Annotated in this window: 16 protein-coding genes; 7 read left to right on the plus strand and 9 right to left on the minus strand. The window is 47.2% G+C overall.

The window, feature by feature from the left end; translation table 11 throughout:
* Nucleotides 1-114: 114 nt before the first annotated feature.
* A complete protein-coding gene (gene lepB, locus ACXAH6_RS07505; RefSeq protein ID WP_474876024.1) occupies nucleotides 115-1,053 on the minus strand; it encodes a signal peptidase I in 939 nt (312 codons plus the stop codon).
* A 182-nt stretch (nucleotides 1,054-1,235) separates the two neighbouring features.
* Between lepB and ACXAH6_RS07510 the strand changes: the two genes are divergently transcribed.
* Nucleotides 1,236-2,594: a M14 family zinc carboxypeptidase gene (locus ACXAH6_RS07510; protein ID WP_474876025.1), complete on the plus strand. Its 1,359-nt coding sequence runs from the start codon at nucleotides 1,236-1,238 to the stop codon at nucleotides 2,592-2,594.
* Nucleotides 2,595-2,614: 20 nt separating this feature from the next.
* Here ACXAH6_RS07510 and ACXAH6_RS07515 read toward each other — a convergent pair whose 3' ends face one another.
* Nucleotides 2,615-3,610 carry a dioxygenase family protein gene (locus ACXAH6_RS07515; protein WP_474876026.1) on the minus strand — a complete coding sequence of 332 codons (996 nt, stop codon included), beginning with the start codon at nucleotides 3,608-3,610 and terminating at the stop codon, nucleotides 2,615-2,617.
* A gap of 114 nt (nucleotides 3,611-3,724) precedes the next feature.
* Entirely contained in the window at nucleotides 3,725-5,575 is a 1,851-nt protein-coding gene (locus ACXAH6_RS07520; RefSeq protein ID WP_474876027.1) for a glycoside hydrolase family 3 protein, read from the minus strand.
* A 145-nt stretch (nucleotides 5,576-5,720) separates the two neighbouring features.
* Between ACXAH6_RS07520 and ACXAH6_RS07525 the strand changes: the two genes are divergently transcribed.
* The 3 genes from ACXAH6_RS07525 to ggt all read left to right on the plus strand — a co-directional run bounded on the left by ACXAH6_RS07525 (nucleotide 5,721) and on the right by ggt (nucleotide 9,988).
* Nucleotides 5,721-6,713 carry an N-acetylmuramoyl-L-alanine amidase gene (locus ACXAH6_RS07525; RefSeq protein WP_474876028.1) on the plus strand — a complete coding sequence of 331 codons (993 nt, stop codon included), beginning with the start codon at nucleotides 5,721-5,723 and terminating at the stop codon, nucleotides 6,711-6,713.
* A 208-nt stretch (nucleotides 6,714-6,921) separates the two neighbouring features.
* On the plus strand, nucleotides 6,922-8,292 hold the full coding sequence (locus ACXAH6_RS07530) for a Na+/H+ antiporter NhaC family protein (protein WP_474876029.1): 1,371 nt from the start codon (nucleotides 6,922-6,924) through the stop codon (nucleotides 8,290-8,292).
* A 19-nt stretch (nucleotides 8,293-8,311) separates the two neighbouring features.
* Entirely contained in the window at nucleotides 8,312-9,988 is a 1,677-nt protein-coding gene (gene ggt / locus ACXAH6_RS07535; protein WP_474876030.1) for a gamma-glutamyltransferase, read from the plus strand.
* 90 nt (nucleotides 9,989-10,078) lie between these two features.
* Here ggt and ACXAH6_RS07540 read toward each other — a convergent pair whose 3' ends face one another.
* The 5 genes from ACXAH6_RS07540 to ACXAH6_RS07560 form a co-directional block, all read right to left on the minus strand.
* Entirely contained in the window at nucleotides 10,079-10,498 is a 420-nt protein-coding gene (locus tag ACXAH6_RS07540) for a VOC family protein (RefSeq protein ID WP_474876031.1), read from the minus strand.
* Nucleotides 10,499-10,526: 28 nt separating this feature from the next.
* Nucleotides 10,527-11,900 (minus strand): aldehyde dehydrogenase family protein, encoded by a 1,374-nt coding sequence (locus ACXAH6_RS07545; RefSeq protein ID WP_474876032.1) that lies wholly within the window; start codon nucleotides 11,898-11,900, stop codon nucleotides 10,527-10,529.
* Between the two features lie 35 nt (nucleotides 11,901-11,935).
* Entirely contained in the window at nucleotides 11,936-12,283 is a 348-nt protein-coding gene (locus ACXAH6_RS07550; protein ID WP_474876033.1) for a DUF3566 domain-containing protein, read from the minus strand.
* 138 nt (nucleotides 12,284-12,421) lie between these two features.
* Nucleotides 12,422-13,720: an adenylosuccinate synthase gene (locus ACXAH6_RS07555; protein ID WP_474876034.1), complete on the minus strand. Its 1,299-nt coding sequence runs from the start codon at nucleotides 13,718-13,720 to the stop codon at nucleotides 12,422-12,424.
* Nucleotides 13,721-13,808: 88 nt separating this feature from the next.
* The gene (locus tag ACXAH6_RS07560; protein ID WP_474876035.1) at nucleotides 13,809-13,991 is read right to left on the minus strand and encodes a DUF2065 domain-containing protein; all 183 of its coding nucleotides are present in this window, start codon (nucleotides 13,989-13,991) and stop codon (nucleotides 13,809-13,811) included.
* A 91-nt stretch (nucleotides 13,992-14,082) separates the two neighbouring features.
* Between ACXAH6_RS07560 and ACXAH6_RS07565 the strand changes: the two genes are divergently transcribed.
* Nucleotides 14,083-15,885 (plus strand): HEAT repeat domain-containing protein, encoded by a 1,803-nt coding sequence (locus ACXAH6_RS07565; RefSeq protein ID WP_474876036.1) that lies wholly within the window; start codon nucleotides 14,083-14,085, stop codon nucleotides 15,883-15,885.
* A 69-nt stretch (nucleotides 15,886-15,954) separates the two neighbouring features.
* On the opposite strand, the gene trxA is transcribed toward ACXAH6_RS07565, so the two are convergent.
* Entirely contained in the window at nucleotides 15,955-16,815 is an 861-nt protein-coding gene (trxA, locus tag ACXAH6_RS07570; protein WP_474876037.1) for a thioredoxin, read from the minus strand.
* A gap of 178 nt (nucleotides 16,816-16,993) precedes the next feature.
* On the opposite strand from trxA, the gene ACXAH6_RS07575 reads away from it, so the two are divergent.
* Together ACXAH6_RS07575 and ACXAH6_RS07580 are read left to right on the plus strand one after the other, a co-directional pair.
* Complete coding sequence (locus ACXAH6_RS07575) at nucleotides 16,994-17,314, plus strand: Mpo1-like protein (RefSeq protein WP_474876038.1); 321 nt, start codon at nucleotides 16,994-16,996, stop codon at nucleotides 17,312-17,314.
* Between the two features lie 24 nt (nucleotides 17,315-17,338).
* A complete protein-coding gene (locus tag ACXAH6_RS07580; protein ID WP_474876039.1) occupies nucleotides 17,339-19,408 on the plus strand; it encodes a S9 family peptidase in 2,070 nt (689 codons plus the stop codon).
* The last annotated feature ends 135 nt before the right edge of the window (nucleotides 19,409-19,543 follow it).

The following is a 19,543-nucleotide window of genomic DNA, read 5'->3' on the forward strand; positions in this document are numbered from 1 at the left end:
GAAAAACATACGTGACGTCTTCGGCTACAAATACAGCAGCGACCACTAGCAGTAAAAATAATGTCGCGACGAGCAAACCAAACCGCCCCGACTTTTTCGGCTTTTTAACCTGACCTACCAAACAAACACCACCTTGCCGACTAAATGTTCATCGGGAACAAAGCCCCAATAGCGGCTATCTCGACTGTTATCTCGATTATCGCCGAGTACAAAATAATGCCCTTCAGGAACAACCCACTCTCCTCGCTCTTGCTTTGGTTGGAAGAAGTAGAAGGCATTCATATCTTTTCTACTTGGGTCCAGTTGAATGTCGTAACTGCGCTCAAACAAAGACTCTCGATAATATTCAAATCGCGTATCGCTGGTACTTTGTTTAGGCTCAGCGCTGAGTTTAGCGCTTTCCAACTCACCACATGTTGGTGCATTCATGCCACAAAGACGCTTCACCGAAAGCTGCTTATCCTGATAGATCACAGTATCGCCCGGTAAACCAATGACTCGCTTCACATAATCTATTTGAGGTTTTTCTGGATACTGAAACACGATGATATCGCCTCGGTGAACCTCTGCAACTCTAGAAGATTTAATAACTTGCTGCCCTAAAAAGCGGTAGTTCCCAAATCCTAATTTGCTCACCAAAACATGATCACCGGGTTTTAACGTTGGGCTCATGGATGATGCAGGAATAGAGAACAAATCATACACAAAGGTTCGACTAGCAAATACTATCGCTAAGAACCCAATACAACAGCCTATTGTTACCCACCCACTGGCGTACCATTTTCTCTTTTGGGTACTGTCGTAATATCGTGAGAGCCAATATGCATGAACAGGACATATCAGGGTGGGGAGCCAAGAGAGCGGAATGTTTTGATACCAAGCAGAATTGTCGACACCAACTTGATTATTTAAGTCAATAAATGCAAAGAGAAAGACTAGCGCCGAATAAAACCAAAACCATTTCGCTTTATTCACATACAAAAATACAAAAGGCTGAATGACTAGACCAAACACAATACTCAACCACCCTTTCGGCTTCCATGACTGTTCCACGCTCTGTCCCTTAATAGTCATTCAATCGATACGGCTAACTGCCATTTGAAGCAAAAACTACAGTATTGATAATACATTGTCCAAAGATTATAAATGCAATTGAACGGTGACAAACTCAACTATATTCAATCGGTTCAATTCACAGTATGCTTATTCAGTACTCGCTGTTTTAGGATGAACATATGACAACTTCAGCGCATTTCCCCGCACAACACACCTATCAATGTTGGCAACAATCTCACTGGGAAGCGCTGAATAAAGCCCACTTAGTTCACGATGACATCAGCCCAGTGATGGATAAGCTCGCCACTCACTCTAATATCACGCGGGCACGCATTGGCCATTCATACTTTGGCCGCCCTATAGACCGATTGTCTTTAGGCACTGGCCCTCTCACCATACTCGCTTGGACGCAAATGCACGGTGATGAGCCAACCGCTACCGCCGCCGTATTAGATTGGCTATACCTACTGACTGAAAGCGCACTGCCGGCTTTGCCTCACGACTGGCTGAATTCGGTTACGGTGCATATCATCCCTATGCTTAACCCCGACGGTGCTACAGTGCGAACCAGAGTCAATGGTCAAGGTATTGATATAAATCGAGATGCACAGGTTTTACAATCTCCCGAGGGCCGTCTGCTGGAAGCTCAAGTACGTGAGCTAAACCCAGATGTGGCATTTAACCTTCATGATCAAAACGATTATTACACGGCAGGCCGCACTCCTCATCCAGCCACTATTGCGTTTCTAGCGCCTGCGTTTCACCAAGACAAACACGTGGATGGAGCTAGATTACGCGCCAAACAGCTCATTGCTGAAATGGCTCATCAGCTACGCCCATGGTTACCTAAGCAAATAGGCCGTTATGACGATACCTATTCGTATCGTTCTTTTGGCGACAATATTGCGGCCTCAGGAGCCAGTACCATATTGATAGAGTCAGGCGCGGCACTAGGTGATCCTCACCGCCAAACAGCCCGCGTGATGAATGTAGTTGCTCTACAAGCTGCGCTTGAAAGCCTACTCTCTGGCACATACCGGCAGCGTTCACTGGCCGACTACTATGCCATTCCGGACAATCAAGAAGATGGGCTTGTTCAATTAAAAATTAATCAGGTCACACTCGGCGTCACATCCACTGAATTTGTGGCTGACATTGCCATTAATATTGATAGGAAAACAGGTATTGCGTCGGTTGACCAAATGGGTGATTTGTCTGTAGTGGCAGGCTTTGAGGAAATTGCTGGCGCTGCATACATCGTCATGCCATCGAAAGGCTACGCCCTCTCTCATGCAGATGTGCTGGACGACGCTCATTACTTTGCTCTGCTTCGTCAGGGCTACAATTACGTACTCAACCCTGACAACGCAGAGTTAACCACGTCTTTACCCGTTAAAGTCGACACGCAGTTTTACGATGGTTTACTACCCCTTCCTAACGGCGATGCGTTTTTCTTACTAGCTGAAAAAAATGCAGCGCCCGAAAGCGCGGCATTGGCCATTTTAAATGGCCGTGTTATCGATTTACGTGGTGAATAAAGTACGCTGCTAAAGCCAAATTAGCTGATCACTAAACGCTTCCACGCCAATAGTGAACCATCGCTGTTTTGTTCAATATTAAATACGTACTCGTCATCGTCACTACTAAATACAGTATCGCTGTTTAGGTAGGTATCCGGCTCACCGTTGTCGACATAGTCTTCATGCGAAGTACAAATCTCCTCACAGAAGTCATCAGGAAAAGCGAACTGAGTGATCAGTTCATCGTTATTGTTGTTCTTCACACGCATGTGAATATGAATCACGCGGCTTGAGTACCAGCCGGGAAAGCATGAGTAAAAGTTTACCCGTCCATTGCTATCGGTCACCTGAATGCCTCTAAACCACTTCGCTTGCAACGCCGTTTGATCATTGCCGGTACAGAAAGAAGAATTAAATCCGCTGCTGTCTGCACTGTCACTGGTATCGCCTGAATAGATACCTTCGACATCACAATGCCATACTTCAATTTCGTAGCCGGAAAGCGGATTACAATCGCTATCAACTAACTGCAAACAGAGCATCATGGGCAGGCCAGTTTGCCCTTCGGAAATATCATCTAAGGTTTCAGTTTGAAAATAACACGGGCCTTCTGTCAACGCCTCCGTCAGTTCCACACTGCACGTTGAATCAGTCTCAAACAAGCTATCATCAGGGAAATTATCGGTAATGGACGAGGTTCCACCAGAAGCCCAATCTGTGGTAGTGGTTACCGACGAACCAGAGCTGCTAGAGCCACTGGAACTGCTCCCGCTACTGCCCGAACCTGACGAACTACTTCCCGTCGTATCGCTTGTCGTTGGTGTAACCGAATTACTGCTAGTACCACCACAGCCAATGAGGGTAAGTACTGGGGCGGCAGCGGCAAACGCAGCCAGTGATTTCATCGCTTTTCTACGATGATTAAGTGGGGTGTCTTGGTCTTTCATTACTGCGTCTCCAGCATTATTTCCCATGTAAATAATGGGGGTTAACAATGCCGCTATTGACGCATAATTCGCCGAAAGGGTTCTCACCTTTGAACGATCTTTACACAGGCAAACGCTTTGCTGAAAGAGTAAACGATTTCATTGTATACAATACACGGTCAACTAATAAAAATGTCTCTTATTAGCTGGCTTGCCTAACTATTATTGAATGCTGACGGGTAACTGACCTTGGGCTTTTTGGCGACCTAAAAGCACCTCAGCCAACCCTTGATAAACCGCCCCTTTTGCTTCGCCATTTTCCACTTCTACATTGTAGCCAAGAGTGGCAATAGCCACTTTGGTGTCTGCCAAAAACTTATCCAGTACATAGGGTGCTCGAAGCGCCACAGTTACTGTTGTGGTTTTTGATTTAGTGAGTTTGGCCAGCATCGTACGTATAAATTGATATTGCGCGTTCTTATCAGCGCGATGGCGCATTACGGCTAAATCGTCCATCCCTCCCATTTCAACAGCACTGTATTGAGGGGAAATGTCACCCACCACCACCACGTCGGCTTGTTGCCAAGCCTGCCAATCTACCTTTGTGGGAACGGTCGCCAATGAAAGGCAATGTGTATTGAGCGAAAAATCACGTGACGAGATGTTAGATAACTCACGTTGCACATTGTTGAGTGCACGTATCATGGCGTCACAACGCGCCTGATCTGGCATCACGAGTCGCCAATTGCCCAGTGCCAATGGCAAAGTATTCTTCCCTTTCACCACTGTGAGCGCATCACGGGCTAATTGCAGCTCTACTGTTTTACTGTTATCCGTCATTATGGCGCCGTTAATTTCACTGAGTCTTACCGCCATGGGCTTGGCAATAAAGTCTGCGAGTTGATAAGACACCTTTGCACTGGCTATTCGCGACGCCGAAGCCTGAAGCTGATCACGAGAAATGGCCCCTTGCTCTACCGCTTTAATTACTTCCCCGTGCCACTGCCAAAAGCCTTGGATTTCTTCGGGGTTGCGAATGCGGTAGGGCATCAACACAATATCCACTCCAGCTTTGAACGCTTCAATGGTTGCTGTGGTTGCATCAAAGTAATGGGCGATCCCGGCCATATCCATAGCGTCTGTCACTATAAGCCCTTGATAGCCTAACTTGCCTCGCAATAGCCCGGTTAAAATACGGTGAGACAAAGTAGCGGGGAGAATTCGCGCTTTTCCATCTACACCAATGCGAGTTGCACTATCAAGTGCTGGGTATTGGATATGGGCCGTCATCACCATTGCTGGTGGAGAGTCACTTTCAATAGCGGCCATAAAGGGCACTAACTCGGTTTGAGTGACATCGGCTAGGTCATGTTCAACACGGGGTAATCCGGTATGAGAGTCGGTGTGAGTATCACCGTGGCCTGGAAAGTGTTTTACCGCACTCAACACCCCTTGTGCTTGTGTTGCTTTTACCGCGGCAACGCCGAGTTCAGCGACCACTTGTGGAGATTCAGAATAAGCGCGCACATTAATCACAGGGTTATCGGGGTTATTATTCACATCAAGCACGGGGGCGAAATTAACGTTAAAACCTAATTGCTTGATGCGCTGGGCGATGTACGTATTCACTTCAGTGGCATAGCGCGTTTTATGTTGCTGATACGTTGCCCCAATCGCCATATTACCGACAAAACGCGTAGCAATACTGGCCGGAAGCCTCGCCACACGCCCTCCCTCTTGATCTATCGCGATGAAAAAAGGCGGTAATCCGTTATTCTTAGCAAGGGCCTGTAACTCGTAATTCAGACTCACTATTTGCTCGACATTCTCGAGATTCTCCGCAAACAACACTACGCCGCCAATGTGGCCTTTTACCAATACCGACTTTATTGCTGGTGTTAGTGCCGTAACAGGGGTGCGGCATCGATTACCGGGCGTACCGTCTTGGCAATAATAACGAAGATCCAACATAATCTTCTGCCCAACGGCCTGTGCGATATCCTCTGAAGAAAAGGCCGCGGTACTAAAACACCACGCAAAAAATACACTCAACAAGCCCCGTTTTATCGCCATAAAAAATAGTCACTCGGTTTTGAATAATCGAAAGATCAGGCGGTTAGCATAACCAAGTCACTCCGATAAATCATTGTTCATTTACCTACAAGGTTGGTATAAATATGCGATAACTTCCCATCACCACATTCACGGAGAGAATATCATGCTAGCCATTACCCGCCGCATGTCGGTACTCTCCGGTTTAGTGTTAGCGCTGTTAATGGGCTGCCACTCTTCTGCGTCTTATTCAACACGGCACACTACTTACAAACAATTACCCTCAGCTAATTTTGGCGAACGCGTGAAAGCCGTGGTTATTCATTACACCGCGATCGACTATGCAGAGTCTACACAGGTGTTAGTTGAACCTGACGGGCTCAGCTCACATTACCTCATTCCAGAATCTGCCGACCCAACATACTCAGGCACACCAGAAGTATTACAGTTAGTAAGTGAACACCAACGAGCATGGCACGCGGGGCGCAGTTTCTGGCAAGGGCGAGAAAACCTCAATGATCAATCGATTGGCATTGAACTGGTCAACGTACCCACATGTCATTGGCAACCCGATATGCCTTTGTATGTACAAGAGCCCAATAGCGTGCAATTGTGTGACTTCCCAGCGTTTGATAACACGCAAATCACGTTGTTAATCGGCTTGCTTAGCGACATCACTCAACGCTATCCCGATATTCCCCCCACCGCTATTGTGGGTCATGCTGATATTGCGTTTATGCGCAAAACCGACCCCGGCCCAAAATTCCCTTGGTTTCGTTTGTACCAAGCCGGTATTGGCGCTTGGTTTGAACCGCATATAAAGCAAAAATACTGGCTACAATTTAATGCATCGCCACTTCCTGCTTACTTGTTTCAGCAAGGGTTACAAGGCTACGGCTATGGTGTTCAGCTCACCGGACAATGGGATGAACAAACCTTGCGCGCGGCTCGTGCATTTAACCTGCATTTTCTCCCGCACAAGCCGGTAGCACTGTCGCAACCTGATGGAGAAACACAAGGTACGTTACTCGCGTTGTTAATACGCTACTTCCCCACTCAAGCGAACGCGTTACTCACAGATTACTATCGTCATCTCAACGACCCAGATTTATTTACTCCTGCCTCACCGTGTATGTGCGATGTTATAGACGCAGAGTAATCCTGCGACTATGAGAAAATGCCACGTAAAGTGCAGTAATCAACACTCGTAAATTGCACGTAAAATAGGTAGGCTAACCATCGACGTCACGCAGCCCAAGCTGGTTTCACGAGGCCCGCTTGTTTTAGGTTGCCAAACGGTATGTTTCCCATGCCATAGGCATGCTCGATACCGTTACGATAACAACAATAAATGCAGGAAGAATTTTATGGACTGGTTGTCAGTCATCCCGCCACTTATCGCGATCTTTGTCGTATTCTGGAAAAAAGAAGTCATTATGGCCCTATTGCTGGCCGTATTAAGTGCCGAAGCCTTATTACTCTTACAAGGCGCTGGCAGTGTATTCATGGCTCCTATCACGTCGATGGAGCGTGTGATTGATGTCGCATCTAGCCCCGGTAACACCCGCATTTTATTGTTTAGTGTGTTGGTGGGAGCATTACTTGCCTACATTCGTGATTCTGGCGGAGTAACCGCGACCGTCGATTGGCTAACGGCCAAGGGTGTTGCCAAGAGCAAGCGCCAAGTGGGCGGTATTACTATGTTCACCGGGGTAGCGGTATTTATTGAATCGAACTTGAGTGTACTCACCGCAGGTATTTTTGCGCGTGGTTTGTTTGACAAGTTTGGTATGAGTCGCGCTCGATTGGCTTACATCATCGACAGCACCAGTGCACCAGTTTGCATTCTTATTTTGTTGAATGGTTGGGGTGCTTTCATTCTTGGCTTGCTGCAAAGCTACGAATTAGAACAATCTGCCGCCAGTATTTTGTGGGGCAGTGTGCCATTTAATTTCTATGCCATCATTACGTTGCTTATTGTCGCTTACACCATAGTAAAAGACAAAGTACACGGTCCAATGGCAGTGGAGGAACAAAAACGTTCCGAGACCACGTCTACGCTAGAGGCAGCCCCTGCCACCAAAGCGCGCTTTATGATTGTGCCGTTAGTAACTATGGTTGCCAGCATGGTGGGCTTTATGTTGTGGACAGGTAACGGTGTACTTGCCGATGGTTCTGGTAGTAAGTCAGTGCTTTACGCCACCGTGTTAGCTACCGCTGTCGCCTATGGTTTGTTGCTCATTCACAAACAATTCACTCACCACCAAGCCGTTACCATCGGGTTTAAAGGCATGGGCGAACTCCTTCCCTTGGTCACGATTGTGTTGCTTTCGCTAACCTTGGGCAGCAGTTTAAAAGTATTGGGAACCGGTGTGTTTGTGGCGGGCATTGTGGGCGAATATTTACCTGTAGTTTTCATTGTACCCATGCTGTTTGTTGCGGGAGCGATCATGTCGTTTACCACTGGAACCAGTTGGGGCACATTTGCCATTTTAATCCCCATTGGTGTGCCACTTATTCAAACATTAGGCTTACCACCGTCGTTGGTACTTGGTGCTATTTTGGGCGGCGGGATATTCGGTGACCACTGCTCACCAATCTCAGATACCTCGGCGGTCTCGTCGATTGCCTCAGGATGTGACTTGCTCACACACGTGAAAACTCAGTTGCCGTATGCCTTGTTTGCTGGCGGCTTAACCTTAGTGGCATACTTTATTGCTAGCCTGGTATTGATTTAACGATTGATAGGAAAATCACATGCGCGTTATTGGTTTAATTTTAGGGATCAGTTTACTGCAGGGTTGTGCCAACTTAAACCTAACAGAGCGAGAAGACACCGGCCAACAAGCCGTTGCTATGCCTGATAGTTTTAGCGCGCAGGTAGCATTAGACGTATTGAATGACGGCGGTAATGCCGTTGATGCTGCCGTGGCCGCTCAATTTGCGCTTGCCGTCACCTACCCCGAAGCCGGTAACATTGGCGGCGGCGGTTTTATGACCATCTTTGCCGACAACGAAGCCAACATTATCGATTATCGAGAAATGGCACCGGGCCGCGCACATCGCGATATGTACCTGACGGAAGACGGCGAAGTACACCCCACCAAATCACTTTACGGACCTTTGGCCGCGGGAGTTCCCGGTACTGTCGCAGGTATGTGGGAGGCCCACAAAGCTTATGGTTCGCTGCCATGGGAGCGCTTAGTTCAACCCGCAGTTACGCTCGCAGAAGAGGGGTTCATCATGCCTGAACACCTCTACCAACGCATTCAACGTTTTCAAAATAAATTACTCAGCAAAGGGATAGAAACCAATTTCAGTCACTACTTTGGTCAGGCTTATACGGGCGAAAAGTTTGTGCAACCCGAGCTTGCTGAAACGTTAAAGCGCATTCGAGACAATGGCCGTGATGGATTTTACCGAGGTGAAGTTGCCCGTTCTATCGTGAGCTTTTTCGCGCAAAATGATGGCGTCATTACCTTTAAAGATTTGTCGCTATACAAAGCAAAATGGCGCGCGCCTATCGTAACCTATTGGGGCGATTATATTCTTGTTACGCCGCCTCCGCCTAGCTCAGGAGGTATCGCCGTTGCACAGGCTATCGGCATGATAGATGACATTCTCAAAGGCAAACCTAAACCAGCCTTTAACAGCCCTGAATATGTGCACTTGTTGGCAGAAGTGAGCAAGCGCATATTTGCCGACCGCGCAGAGTACTTGGGTGATCCTGATGTAATCGACGTACCTATTGAAGCGCTACTCGACGACGATTACATTGCCCAACGTGCCAGCGAAGTAAATCTCACGGCAATTTCACCAACCGATAACGTCAAACCCGGACTTTATGAAAGCCCCGACACCACCCATTTTTCAATCATGGATAGATGGGGTAACGCGGTCGCAAACACCACTACGATCAACTTGTCTTTTGGCAGCGGCGTGGTAGTAGATGGCGCTGGGTTCTTACTCAATGATGAAATGGACGACTTTAGTGCTAAACCGGGCGTACCTAACTTCTTTGGAGCAATAGGCGGAGAAGCCAATGCAATCGCGCCTTATAAGCGTATGCTTTCGTCGATGACTCCCACCATTTTGTTTAAAGACGCCAATGCCGTGTTAGTTACAGGGTCACCGGGCGGCACTACCATTATATCTTCGGTGCTGGAGTCAATAATTCAAACCCAATTATATGGCATGACAGCCCAAGAGGCGGCAGACGCACCTAGAGTGCATCATCAATTGTGGCCCGAAAATACCATTAGTGTACACGACGGAGTACCACAGCAAACCCGCGATGCGCTTGAAGCAATGGGTTATATCATCAAACAAAGTAACTTTGGCGACTTGCAGATCATTACCAACCAAAATGGCGTACTACAAGCTGGCTCTGAGAGCCGAGGCCGAGGAAAAGCCGTTGTGGAAAAAGTGAACTAGCACGCGTTTTTATAACTTAATACCTCACACAAAAAACGGCGGTACCAATCTGGTGCCGCCGTTTTTTTTTAGGGGTATCGCTGTTGTTGATTAGGCTGTGGCGAATAAGCTTTCTAGCGAGCGAAATGCCTTAAACTCTAATGCATTCCCGCTTGGGTCCATAAAAAAGAGTGTTGCCTGCTCACCCGGCTCGCCCTTAAAACGTATGTAGGGCGCTATCACAAACTCAATATCTGCTGCGGTTAACCGGTCAGCTAGCGCCTGCCAATCGTCCATGGTTAACACTACGCCAAAATGCGGCACAGGCACAGCGTGAGCATCCACATTGTTAAACTCTGGCGCTGAGGGCATGGTATCTACCCAATGTGTCACAACTTGATGACCATACATGTTCCAGTCTATCCAGCGTGTATCTTGGCGGCCTTTGCTAAAGCCCATTACTGTGCCATAAAAATGCTCAGCGGCAGCAAGGTCGTGCACGGGAATGGCGAGGTGAAAAGGTCTTAACATACTTGTCCTTTTAGGTTTCAGCAAAATACTATTTTAGAAGCCGTTTGAGTAACGAGAATTTCCACTTTTTCATCGGGGCATAGCGAAACGGCACATCAAAAGCGAATCTGCGGTGCATGACTGGCTTGTGATGACTAAAGGTATCAAAGCCTGCTTTACCGTGGTATCGGCCCATTCCGCTATTTCCCACGCCGCCAAAGGGTAACTCGGGATTGGTCATAAACATCATCACATCGTTCACGCATACACTGCCTGACGAGGTGTGCTGAACAACCTTATCGACAATATCTTGTGAATGACTAAATAAATACAATGCCAAGGGTTTGGCTCGCCGTTTAACTAACTGCAATTGGGTATCTAAATCATCCCGCACAATAATGGGTAAAATAGGCCCAAAAATCTCTTCGGTCATGACTGGACTATCAATAGAAGGGTTCCAGACAATCGTTGGCGCCAGTTTCAGAGCCTCAGTATCGGCATCCCCCCCGCAAATCACGTCTTCTCCAATAAGGTACTGACGTAAGCGTTGAAAATGGCGTTCATTAACTATAGTGCCCAAATCTGGGCTCATTAGCGGGTTATCACCAAACTGCTGCTTAATTTCTGTTATTAATGCGGTTTTAAGTGCTTGCGCATTTGCGTGACTCACCAGTACGTAATCTGGCGCAACACAAGTTTGCCCTGCATTGAGCCACTTGCCCCACACTATTCGCCTTGCGGTCACTTCAATATTGGTATCTTCACCAACAATACACGGGCTTTTCCCACCCAGTTCAAGGGTTACGGGCGTAAGATGCTTAGCTGCCGCGGCCATCACCACCTTACCAACCAACTCTCCTCCTGTGTAAAAGATATGGTCAAATGGTAAATCAAGTAATGCTGACGCCACCTCTTTGTCGCCCTCAATCACTGCCAAAGCGTCGTTGTCGAGGTATTGGGGCAAATACTTCGCCATCGCAGCTGACGTATGAGGTGACAATTCAGAAGGTTTCAAAATGGCGCAGTTACCCGCAGCCAACGCCGCAATATAAGGGCCAACCGTGAGTTGCAGCGGGTAATTCCAAGCTCCCATAATCAGCACTGTACCCAGTGGTTCAGGCTGAATAAAGCTCTTGGCCGGCCACGCGGCGAGTGGAGTTGATACGCGTTTTACTTTTAACCAGCCGGAGAGATGCTTGAGCGTATGCCTAATTTCAGCCAATAAGAAGCCGATTTCAGTGGTATAGGCTTCTGCATAAGACTTACCTAGGTCTTTGTTGAGTGCCTCAGCAAACTCGTTTTCACGCTCTACAAGACAGCGTTTTAGTGCCAGTAACTGTTCTTTGCGCCAACACAAAGCGCGCGTTACTTCCTGAGAATACGTCTGCTTTAGCTTGTTAAACTGTTCGTTAAACACATTCACACTCCGGCTGATTGTTGAATTACGATAACGGTTTTTTATTCCATCATTGGCGATTCAGTATTCGTTGAAGACACAGATTCTGAGTTGTGTGAATCGTCTTCGAATTCTACTTTGATTCCGCCCGTCATTTTAGCGATTAGGTTGTACACCAAAGCAAAGATACCTGAAAAAATATAGCCCAAAATGAAGTAGATCACAGGCATAAAAAATACCATACCAAAAGAGAAAGGCATCATCATAGGCATAGCGGCATCGTGTTGCATCTTCGACATTAGCGAAAACATAAAGAACATAGGTATAACAAACACCAATGAACCTAAAGCGCTAATAATGCCCATAGTTAAAGCAAATGAATGGGCGCCAACGCGTTTAATTCTGATCATCGTGATATCCTTGTTTTTTCACTGAGTTATTATTGTTTTGGCAAAATTACCGACGCGCAGTGTGACTGAGAGTATATCGGTGGTCAAGATACAAAAAAGCCCGAAACAAGTTCGGGCTTTTCAAGGATAAACGCTAACTTATGCGTCGTAAGGGTGACGCATAATGATGGTTTCATTACGGTCAGGGCCTGTAGAAATAATATCAACAGGAACACCTGTAATCGCTTCAAGGCGACTGATGTAGTTACGGGCTGCTTGTGGCAACTTGTCGTACTCTGTCACACCAAAGGTATTGTCTGACCAACCCGGCATTTCTTCATACACAGGCGTAACCAAGTCATAGCCGTCTGCCGCCATGGGTGGTACGTCTTTTACGTTACCTTGGGCATCTTTGTAACCCACACAAATTTGCAGGGTTTCCAAACCGTCCAATACATCTAGCTTGGTGAGGCAGAACCCAGTAATTGAGTTAATTTGCACTGCACGCTTCATGGCAACGGCATCAAACCAACCTGTACGGCGTTTACGGCCTGTTGTTGCGCCAAACTCGTGACCTTTCACACCTAGGTGCTCACCCACATTACAATCAAGCTCAGTGGGGAATGGGCCAGAGCCAACACGCGTAGTGTAAGCTTTAACGATACCAAGCACATAATCTAGTTTAAGCGGACCAAAACCAGCTCCCGTCGCTACGCCACCTACTGTGGTGTTTGACGATGTTACGTAAGGGTAAGTACCGTGGTCGATATCCAACAATGTACCTTGCGCACCTTCAAACATAATCGGCAAGCCTGCTTTATGGGCCTTATCGAGTTCGTCAGTCACGTCAACTACCATTGCTTTTAAGATATCAGCAACGGCCATTGCGCCTTTTAAGGTTTCTTCGTAGCTAACTGGCTCTGCGCCATAATACTGGGTTAGCGTGAAGTTGTGCACGTCGAGCACTTCTTTCAATTTCGCGGCAAAATCTTCCGCATTGAACAAGTCGCCCACACGCAAACCGCGACGTGCAACTTTGTCTTCATAAGCAGGGCCAATACCACGACCGGTAGTACCAATTGCTTTTGAGCCACGTGCTTTTTCACGCGCTACGTCTAACGCAATGTGATAAGGCAGAATAAGTGGGCACGCCTCACTAATTTTTAGGCGCTCGCGCACAGGAACACCACGCTCTTCGAGCATAGTCACTTCTGCCATTAATGCGTCTGGGCTTAACACTACGCCGTTACCAATAATACAAGTAACATTGTCACGAAGAATGCCAGATGGAATCAAATGAAGAACGGTTTTTTCACCGTCGATTACCAGAGTATGACCTGCGTTGTGCCCGCCTTGATAACGGACAACATATTTTGCACGGTCAGTTAGAAGATCAACAACTTTGCCTTTGCCTTCGTCACCCCATTGGGTGCCAAGTACCACTACGTTTTTAGCCATGGTTCAAATAACGTAAAAAAATTAGGCGGGGATTCTAACAAAAATTGAGCGCGCTGGGCACCCCTTTTACGAACAAAATTCCAGCGCTTCAAACTAGGTAAAACAGACTGACAAGTCCAATTACGACGAGGCTACCGCCATACTGGCGAATTTTACTGCTAGGCATTTGACTTATCTCCAAAAGATACAAACGCCACCGAGTGGGGAAAAGCAAAGGCCCTATTCCTTCAATCACTAAAACCAAGGCTAATGCTGGCCAGATCCAATCCATTTTTTATCACCTCATTTTCAAATTTCCTGCGTTATATCATAATCGAAGCCGTCAGCAATACTGGCATTGACTGATTTAAGGATGTAAAGAAATGAATTTTAGAATGGACAAATTACTCAGTCGGCACCCACTGTTAGGATTGTTAAGCTACCTTTTTATCAGCAGCGCCTCATTTGCCAATGTATGTGAGACACCCAAAGCCTGTGTGGATGCGATCCCTACTCCTGCAGAAAAAACTTATGGAACAGGCCAAGCGGATGAATCACTCCGTGAGCGATTACGTGAATTGGGTCGCAATGCACTTCCCGCTCTGGTTCAGGCCACCAGCGATAAAAATCAAAACAAGCGTCTTGTGGCCGATTATGCGATTTCACGCATTGCACACTTTGACACTGACGATTGGCAACTCATCGTCAAAGCAATCGATAACAATACGCGATTAGATGGAGACGGTGGCTGGAGCTACGGCGCATTGGGCCGATTTGATGCGAGCACCGTTATGCCGTTGATCATCAAATACCTACACCTAGAAGGCTCCATTGACAACCAATTGGGTACAGCACTATCTAAACTTGGCGCCGACGCTGCGCCGGCAATGATCGCGCATCTTCCCGAACTTGCCTCCTTGCCCCATGATGAACAAAAAAAGCTATTATGGGTGTACCATACATACTTCGATCGAATGGCTAATAGATTAGCATTAGACTTGTCAAACTTAGCGCCTGAGCTCATTGCTATTGCATCAACTGATTCGCTCCCCACGCTCATTCGCGGCCGCGCCTTGGAGTTTGCAGGGATGTGTGCCAGTAACGAAGCGACCGCTGATCAAATCGCACTAATCGCAGTGCAATATCCTGAATTACAAGAAGACGCTAACAACGCATTTAAAACGATGGGCAGTCTTCGAGCGCTTCCGCCATTAATGGCACAATTAGACTCGCCTCATAGTTATGTCAGCAGCGATGCCTATAACAGGCTTGCTGAAATGGGGCCGCGAGCCTACGAAGTGGGCCCAGAACTCATAAAACGGCTCAATAGCCATGACCCCAATACGCGCATTAATGCCGCAATGACTCTTGGGTATATTCATTACACGCCGGCGACCGAAGCGCTAATCAAGCTCACTCATCACCAAACAGATTGGAAAGTGGTTTACGCCGCCGTACATGGTTTAGCCCGTTTATATTCACCAATCGCGGCCATTCGCCTGCGTGAAATTGCCGAACATTATTGGTATCCCCCCGTCGCTACCTACGCACAGCAGGCCGTAACGTGGAAAGGCGATGTGCCCGCAACAAATGCCAGACGTCTATTAGACGACTTCCCAGAACCGATTCAGAATCCGGTAGTGTGCAGCATGGCCCATTTCCCCAAATATATTCCCCAAGCAAATAGCCGAGTCTATCGGGTGGATATGGACGAGCCGGAAAAGTTTAGTTATCGCGACCCTACCTGCGACAACCCAAACGACGACAGTGAATACTTCCGCGACTATTGCGCATCAGAGCGCAGTCTGCGACAGCCATTTGTTGCGGTGGAATGGCAAAACGTATGGTTTACCGGTAGTGATCGTGGCGAATGGGGCGGCGAATTGATGCGTTTTACCCAAAATGGTGACCATTCGCTCTTAATGAAAGAAAATATCGAAGATATCTATCTGCTTAATGGCGCCCTATTTATTACAGCAGGGCTGGCCCACTTAACGTGGAACAATGGCGTTGTATACCAAATTGATAGCACTGATGACCTAACTCCAACATCGGTATTCCGATTACCCGGTTCGCCCAGTTCGTCTTGGCTTATCAATGATAAGGACATTCTGATCAACACGAATCAGGGGCCTCTTATTTATCAAACCGAGAGCGGCACGGCCTACATACCTGACTGCCCTTAAACCGGCAGCATCATACAAAAAAGCGCAGCTAGAGAGCTGCGCTGTTCTATTGTGGTATTGCACTAAATATTAATACAACAAGCTATACACTTTGCGGCGATAAGTTGACTTTAATGGTTCGCCGTCTGGCAGCGCATTGATGATATCTAACATCATTTTTTTGCCATCGCCAAAATTTAGGTCTTTTTGCAGTACTGATAACAGTAATTCAAGCGCGTCTTCGGCTTTGTTGGCCTGATGAAGTTGCACGGCCAAATCAATTTTTAACTGTAGATCATCAGGGTTGGCTTCAAGCTGTGCTTGCAGCGCTTTAATTTCTGGCGATTCAGCGGCCTGTTCAGCCAGTTCAATCTTACCTTGTAAAGCTTGGTATCGGCTGTCTTGATCCACCATTGTAATAGTGGCGAGCAGGGCTTTTGCCTGTTCCACTGAGCCACACTCAATCGCACAATCGATATAAAGGTATTTTACATCAATGTTGTCTGGGTTGATGTCGTAAGCTTGTTTCGCCAATGGGAAAGCCGCTTGATAATCACCTTGTCCGACAAACTCAGCCGCTTGCTGAATATATTCATCTTCTGGATTAGGCAAATGCTTCGCTAATAATTCGCGGATTTGACTTTCGGTTTGTACACCCGCAAATCCATCAATCGGCTGACCATCTTTTACGAGCATAACAGTAGGCAAACTGCGAATACCAAACTGCCCAGCAATTTCTTGCTGTGCATCACAATCTACTTTTGCCAGCACCAAATGCTCACGATATTCGCCTGCCAATTTATCCAAAATTGGCATAAGGTCTTTACATGGCTCGCACCAGTCAGCCCAAAAGTCGACCATGATGAGCTTTTCGCGTGACAGCTCAAGTATGACTTGTTGGAAGTTTTCGAGGGTTAACTCAATGCTATTTGAGGCCGCCAGATTATCCATAGTTCTAAACCTGTTTAATTCTATTCTGTTTGCAATTTAATATGGGGAAGTATCGGGGAAAAACAAGCGCCTGCCAACTGCTCGATGCCACATCAGTTACCTATAATACCTCACAATTGTGAATTATTTGTAAACACTGATAAAGTAACGAGGGTTACTACTTACCAAGATGATGTTTATGACGGTTAAAGAAGAGAAATTCAAACGATTTAGCGACTTCTATCCCTATTACTTAAACGAGCATAGCGACCCTGCATGCCGCTTGCTCCACTTCATCGGCTCTACACTGGTTTTGGCCGTAACCGCTATTGCTATCATTTTACAGGTGTGGATGCTGTTATGGCTGCTCCCAATTATTGGCTACGGATTTGCTTGGGTGGGGCACTTTTTCTTTGAACGCAATAAACCGGCAACTTTTCGTTACCCCTTATACAGTCTGATGGGAGACTGGGTAATGTTCAAAGACATTTTGATTGGTCGAATAACGATAAATAACTAAATTCCCTTTTAATTAGGAATAACAATGACAGTAACGCACACTTTCAAGCGAACCCTCGCACTGGGCTTACTCGCGGTTTCTACCTCAAGCTTTGCAGAACAACAATCTTTTCCTTCCACTCTCGATTACGCCGATGTTTTTAATTTGGAATATGCTGCCGCACCACAGTTTTCGCCTAATGGCGAACAACTGATTTACGAGCGCAGGTCGATGGATATCATGCGTGATCGCATGCATATTGCCTTGTGGCAAGTGAATGTAAATAGTGGTGAACACATGCCTTTTATCGCCGGTGACGACAACGTACGTCAGGCCATTTATTCACCCGATGGCAGTAAAGTGGCATTTGTTTCAGACCGCAGTGGTAGCAGCCAAATTTACCTCTACTATTTGAAAACCGGGCAACAAGCCCGTATCAGCAACTTGCAACACGGTCCTAGCAATCTCAGCTTTTCTCCCGACGGTAAATATATTGCTTTTACTCAGTTTACGCCCGTTAAAGGCGAATCGTTATTTACCGATATGCCAGCCAAGCCCACTGGTGCAGATTGGGCGCCCACAGCACGATATATTAATGCTGTGCAGTACCGTTCAGATGGCGCGGGCTTTTTACCCGACGGACATACTCAAATTTACCTATTGCCAGTTGAAGGGGGCACGCCTCGACAACTCACTCAAGGTCAATTTTCTAATGGCGGCCATTTGAGCTGGAGTAAAGACAGCAGTGCTATTTACTTCTCGGCGAATCGCGACGACAACGCCGATATGCACCCTATGTCTACCGATATTTATTCTGTCGATATTCGTACGACTGAAGTAAAACCCGTGACCACACTTGCTGGCCCAGAATCTTCTCCGTTGGTCAGCCCGAATGGCCGATATCTGGCGTTTACCCATGTGAATGATCGCAAACTGGCTTATCAAAACGATGATATTTTAGTGATGGATTTACGCTCGGGAGAAATCAATAACCTCACTGAAGACTTCCCTCGTGCTATCGGCAGCATGTATTGGCAAAACGACAGTGACAGCTTGGTCTTTGCTTATGATGATCAAGGCGAAACCAAATTAGCCGAAGTAGAACTAGACGGCGATATTGAAAACTATGATATCGCCCTCGGCGGGCAATCTCTTGGTCGCCCTTACACCTCAGGACAATTTGCACTGAGTAATAACGGCACAGTTGCGTTCACCCAAGCCTCCACACAGAAACCCGCCGACCTTGCTTTGAGAAGTAAACGAGGCAAAGTCACCCAGGTCACTCACCTGAACGACGATGTACTTGGCCACCTCACGTTGGGGCAAGTCAGTCACGTTGCTGTGAAATCCAGTGTTGATGGTCGAGACATTGATGCGTGGATGATGCTACCGCCAAACTTTGACGCCAACAAACAATACCCGCTGATTTTAGAAATTCACGGTGGACCGCATGCCGCTTATGGCCCACACTTCAGCATGGAAATTCAGTTGATGGCGGCCAAAGGCTATATTGTTGTATGGTCTAACCCTCGCGGGTCGTCATCCTACGGCGAAGACTTTGGCAACCTGATCCACCACAACTACCCGTCACAAGATTACAATGATCTAATGGATGCCGTTGATGCAGTGATCGCCAAAGGCAATGTCGACAAAGACAACCTGTTTATCACCGGTGGTTCAGGTGGTGGAGTGCTCACTGCTTGGTCGGTGGGGAAAACCGACCGCTTTGCCGCTGCTGTGGTGGCCAAGCCCGTGATCAACTGGGTAAGCTTTGCGTTAACAGCCGACGCCTACCCCTTCTTTACCCAGTATTGGATGGAAGGCAAACCTTGGGAAATCGCAGACAAGCTATGGCAGCGTTCACCGTTGTCGTTAGTAGGCAATGTGACCACCCCCACCTTGTTGCTTACTGGTGAATCAGATTACCGTACGCCAATCAGCGAAAGTGAGCAGTTCTATCAAGCCTTGAAACTCAATGGGGTAGATGCTGCGATGGTACGCTTACCGGGCGCATCACATGGTATTGCGTCACGTCCGTCTCGTTTAGTGCAAAAGGTAGGTAATATTCTCGCTTGGTTCGAGCGTTATAAAACTCAACCCGAGCATACAAAATAACGCCGCACTAAGCGCTAATACGACATAGATTCCCCCGGGCATGCCCGGGGTTCTATCGGTTACAGCTCCATTCGGAGCTGATCTGAATCCTTCCGACCTTGATGCTCAACGTAGTTCCGTATTGTGTGCTCGTCT

It is taken from the genome of Alteromonas sp. ABE4_545, from assembly GCF_056161325.1.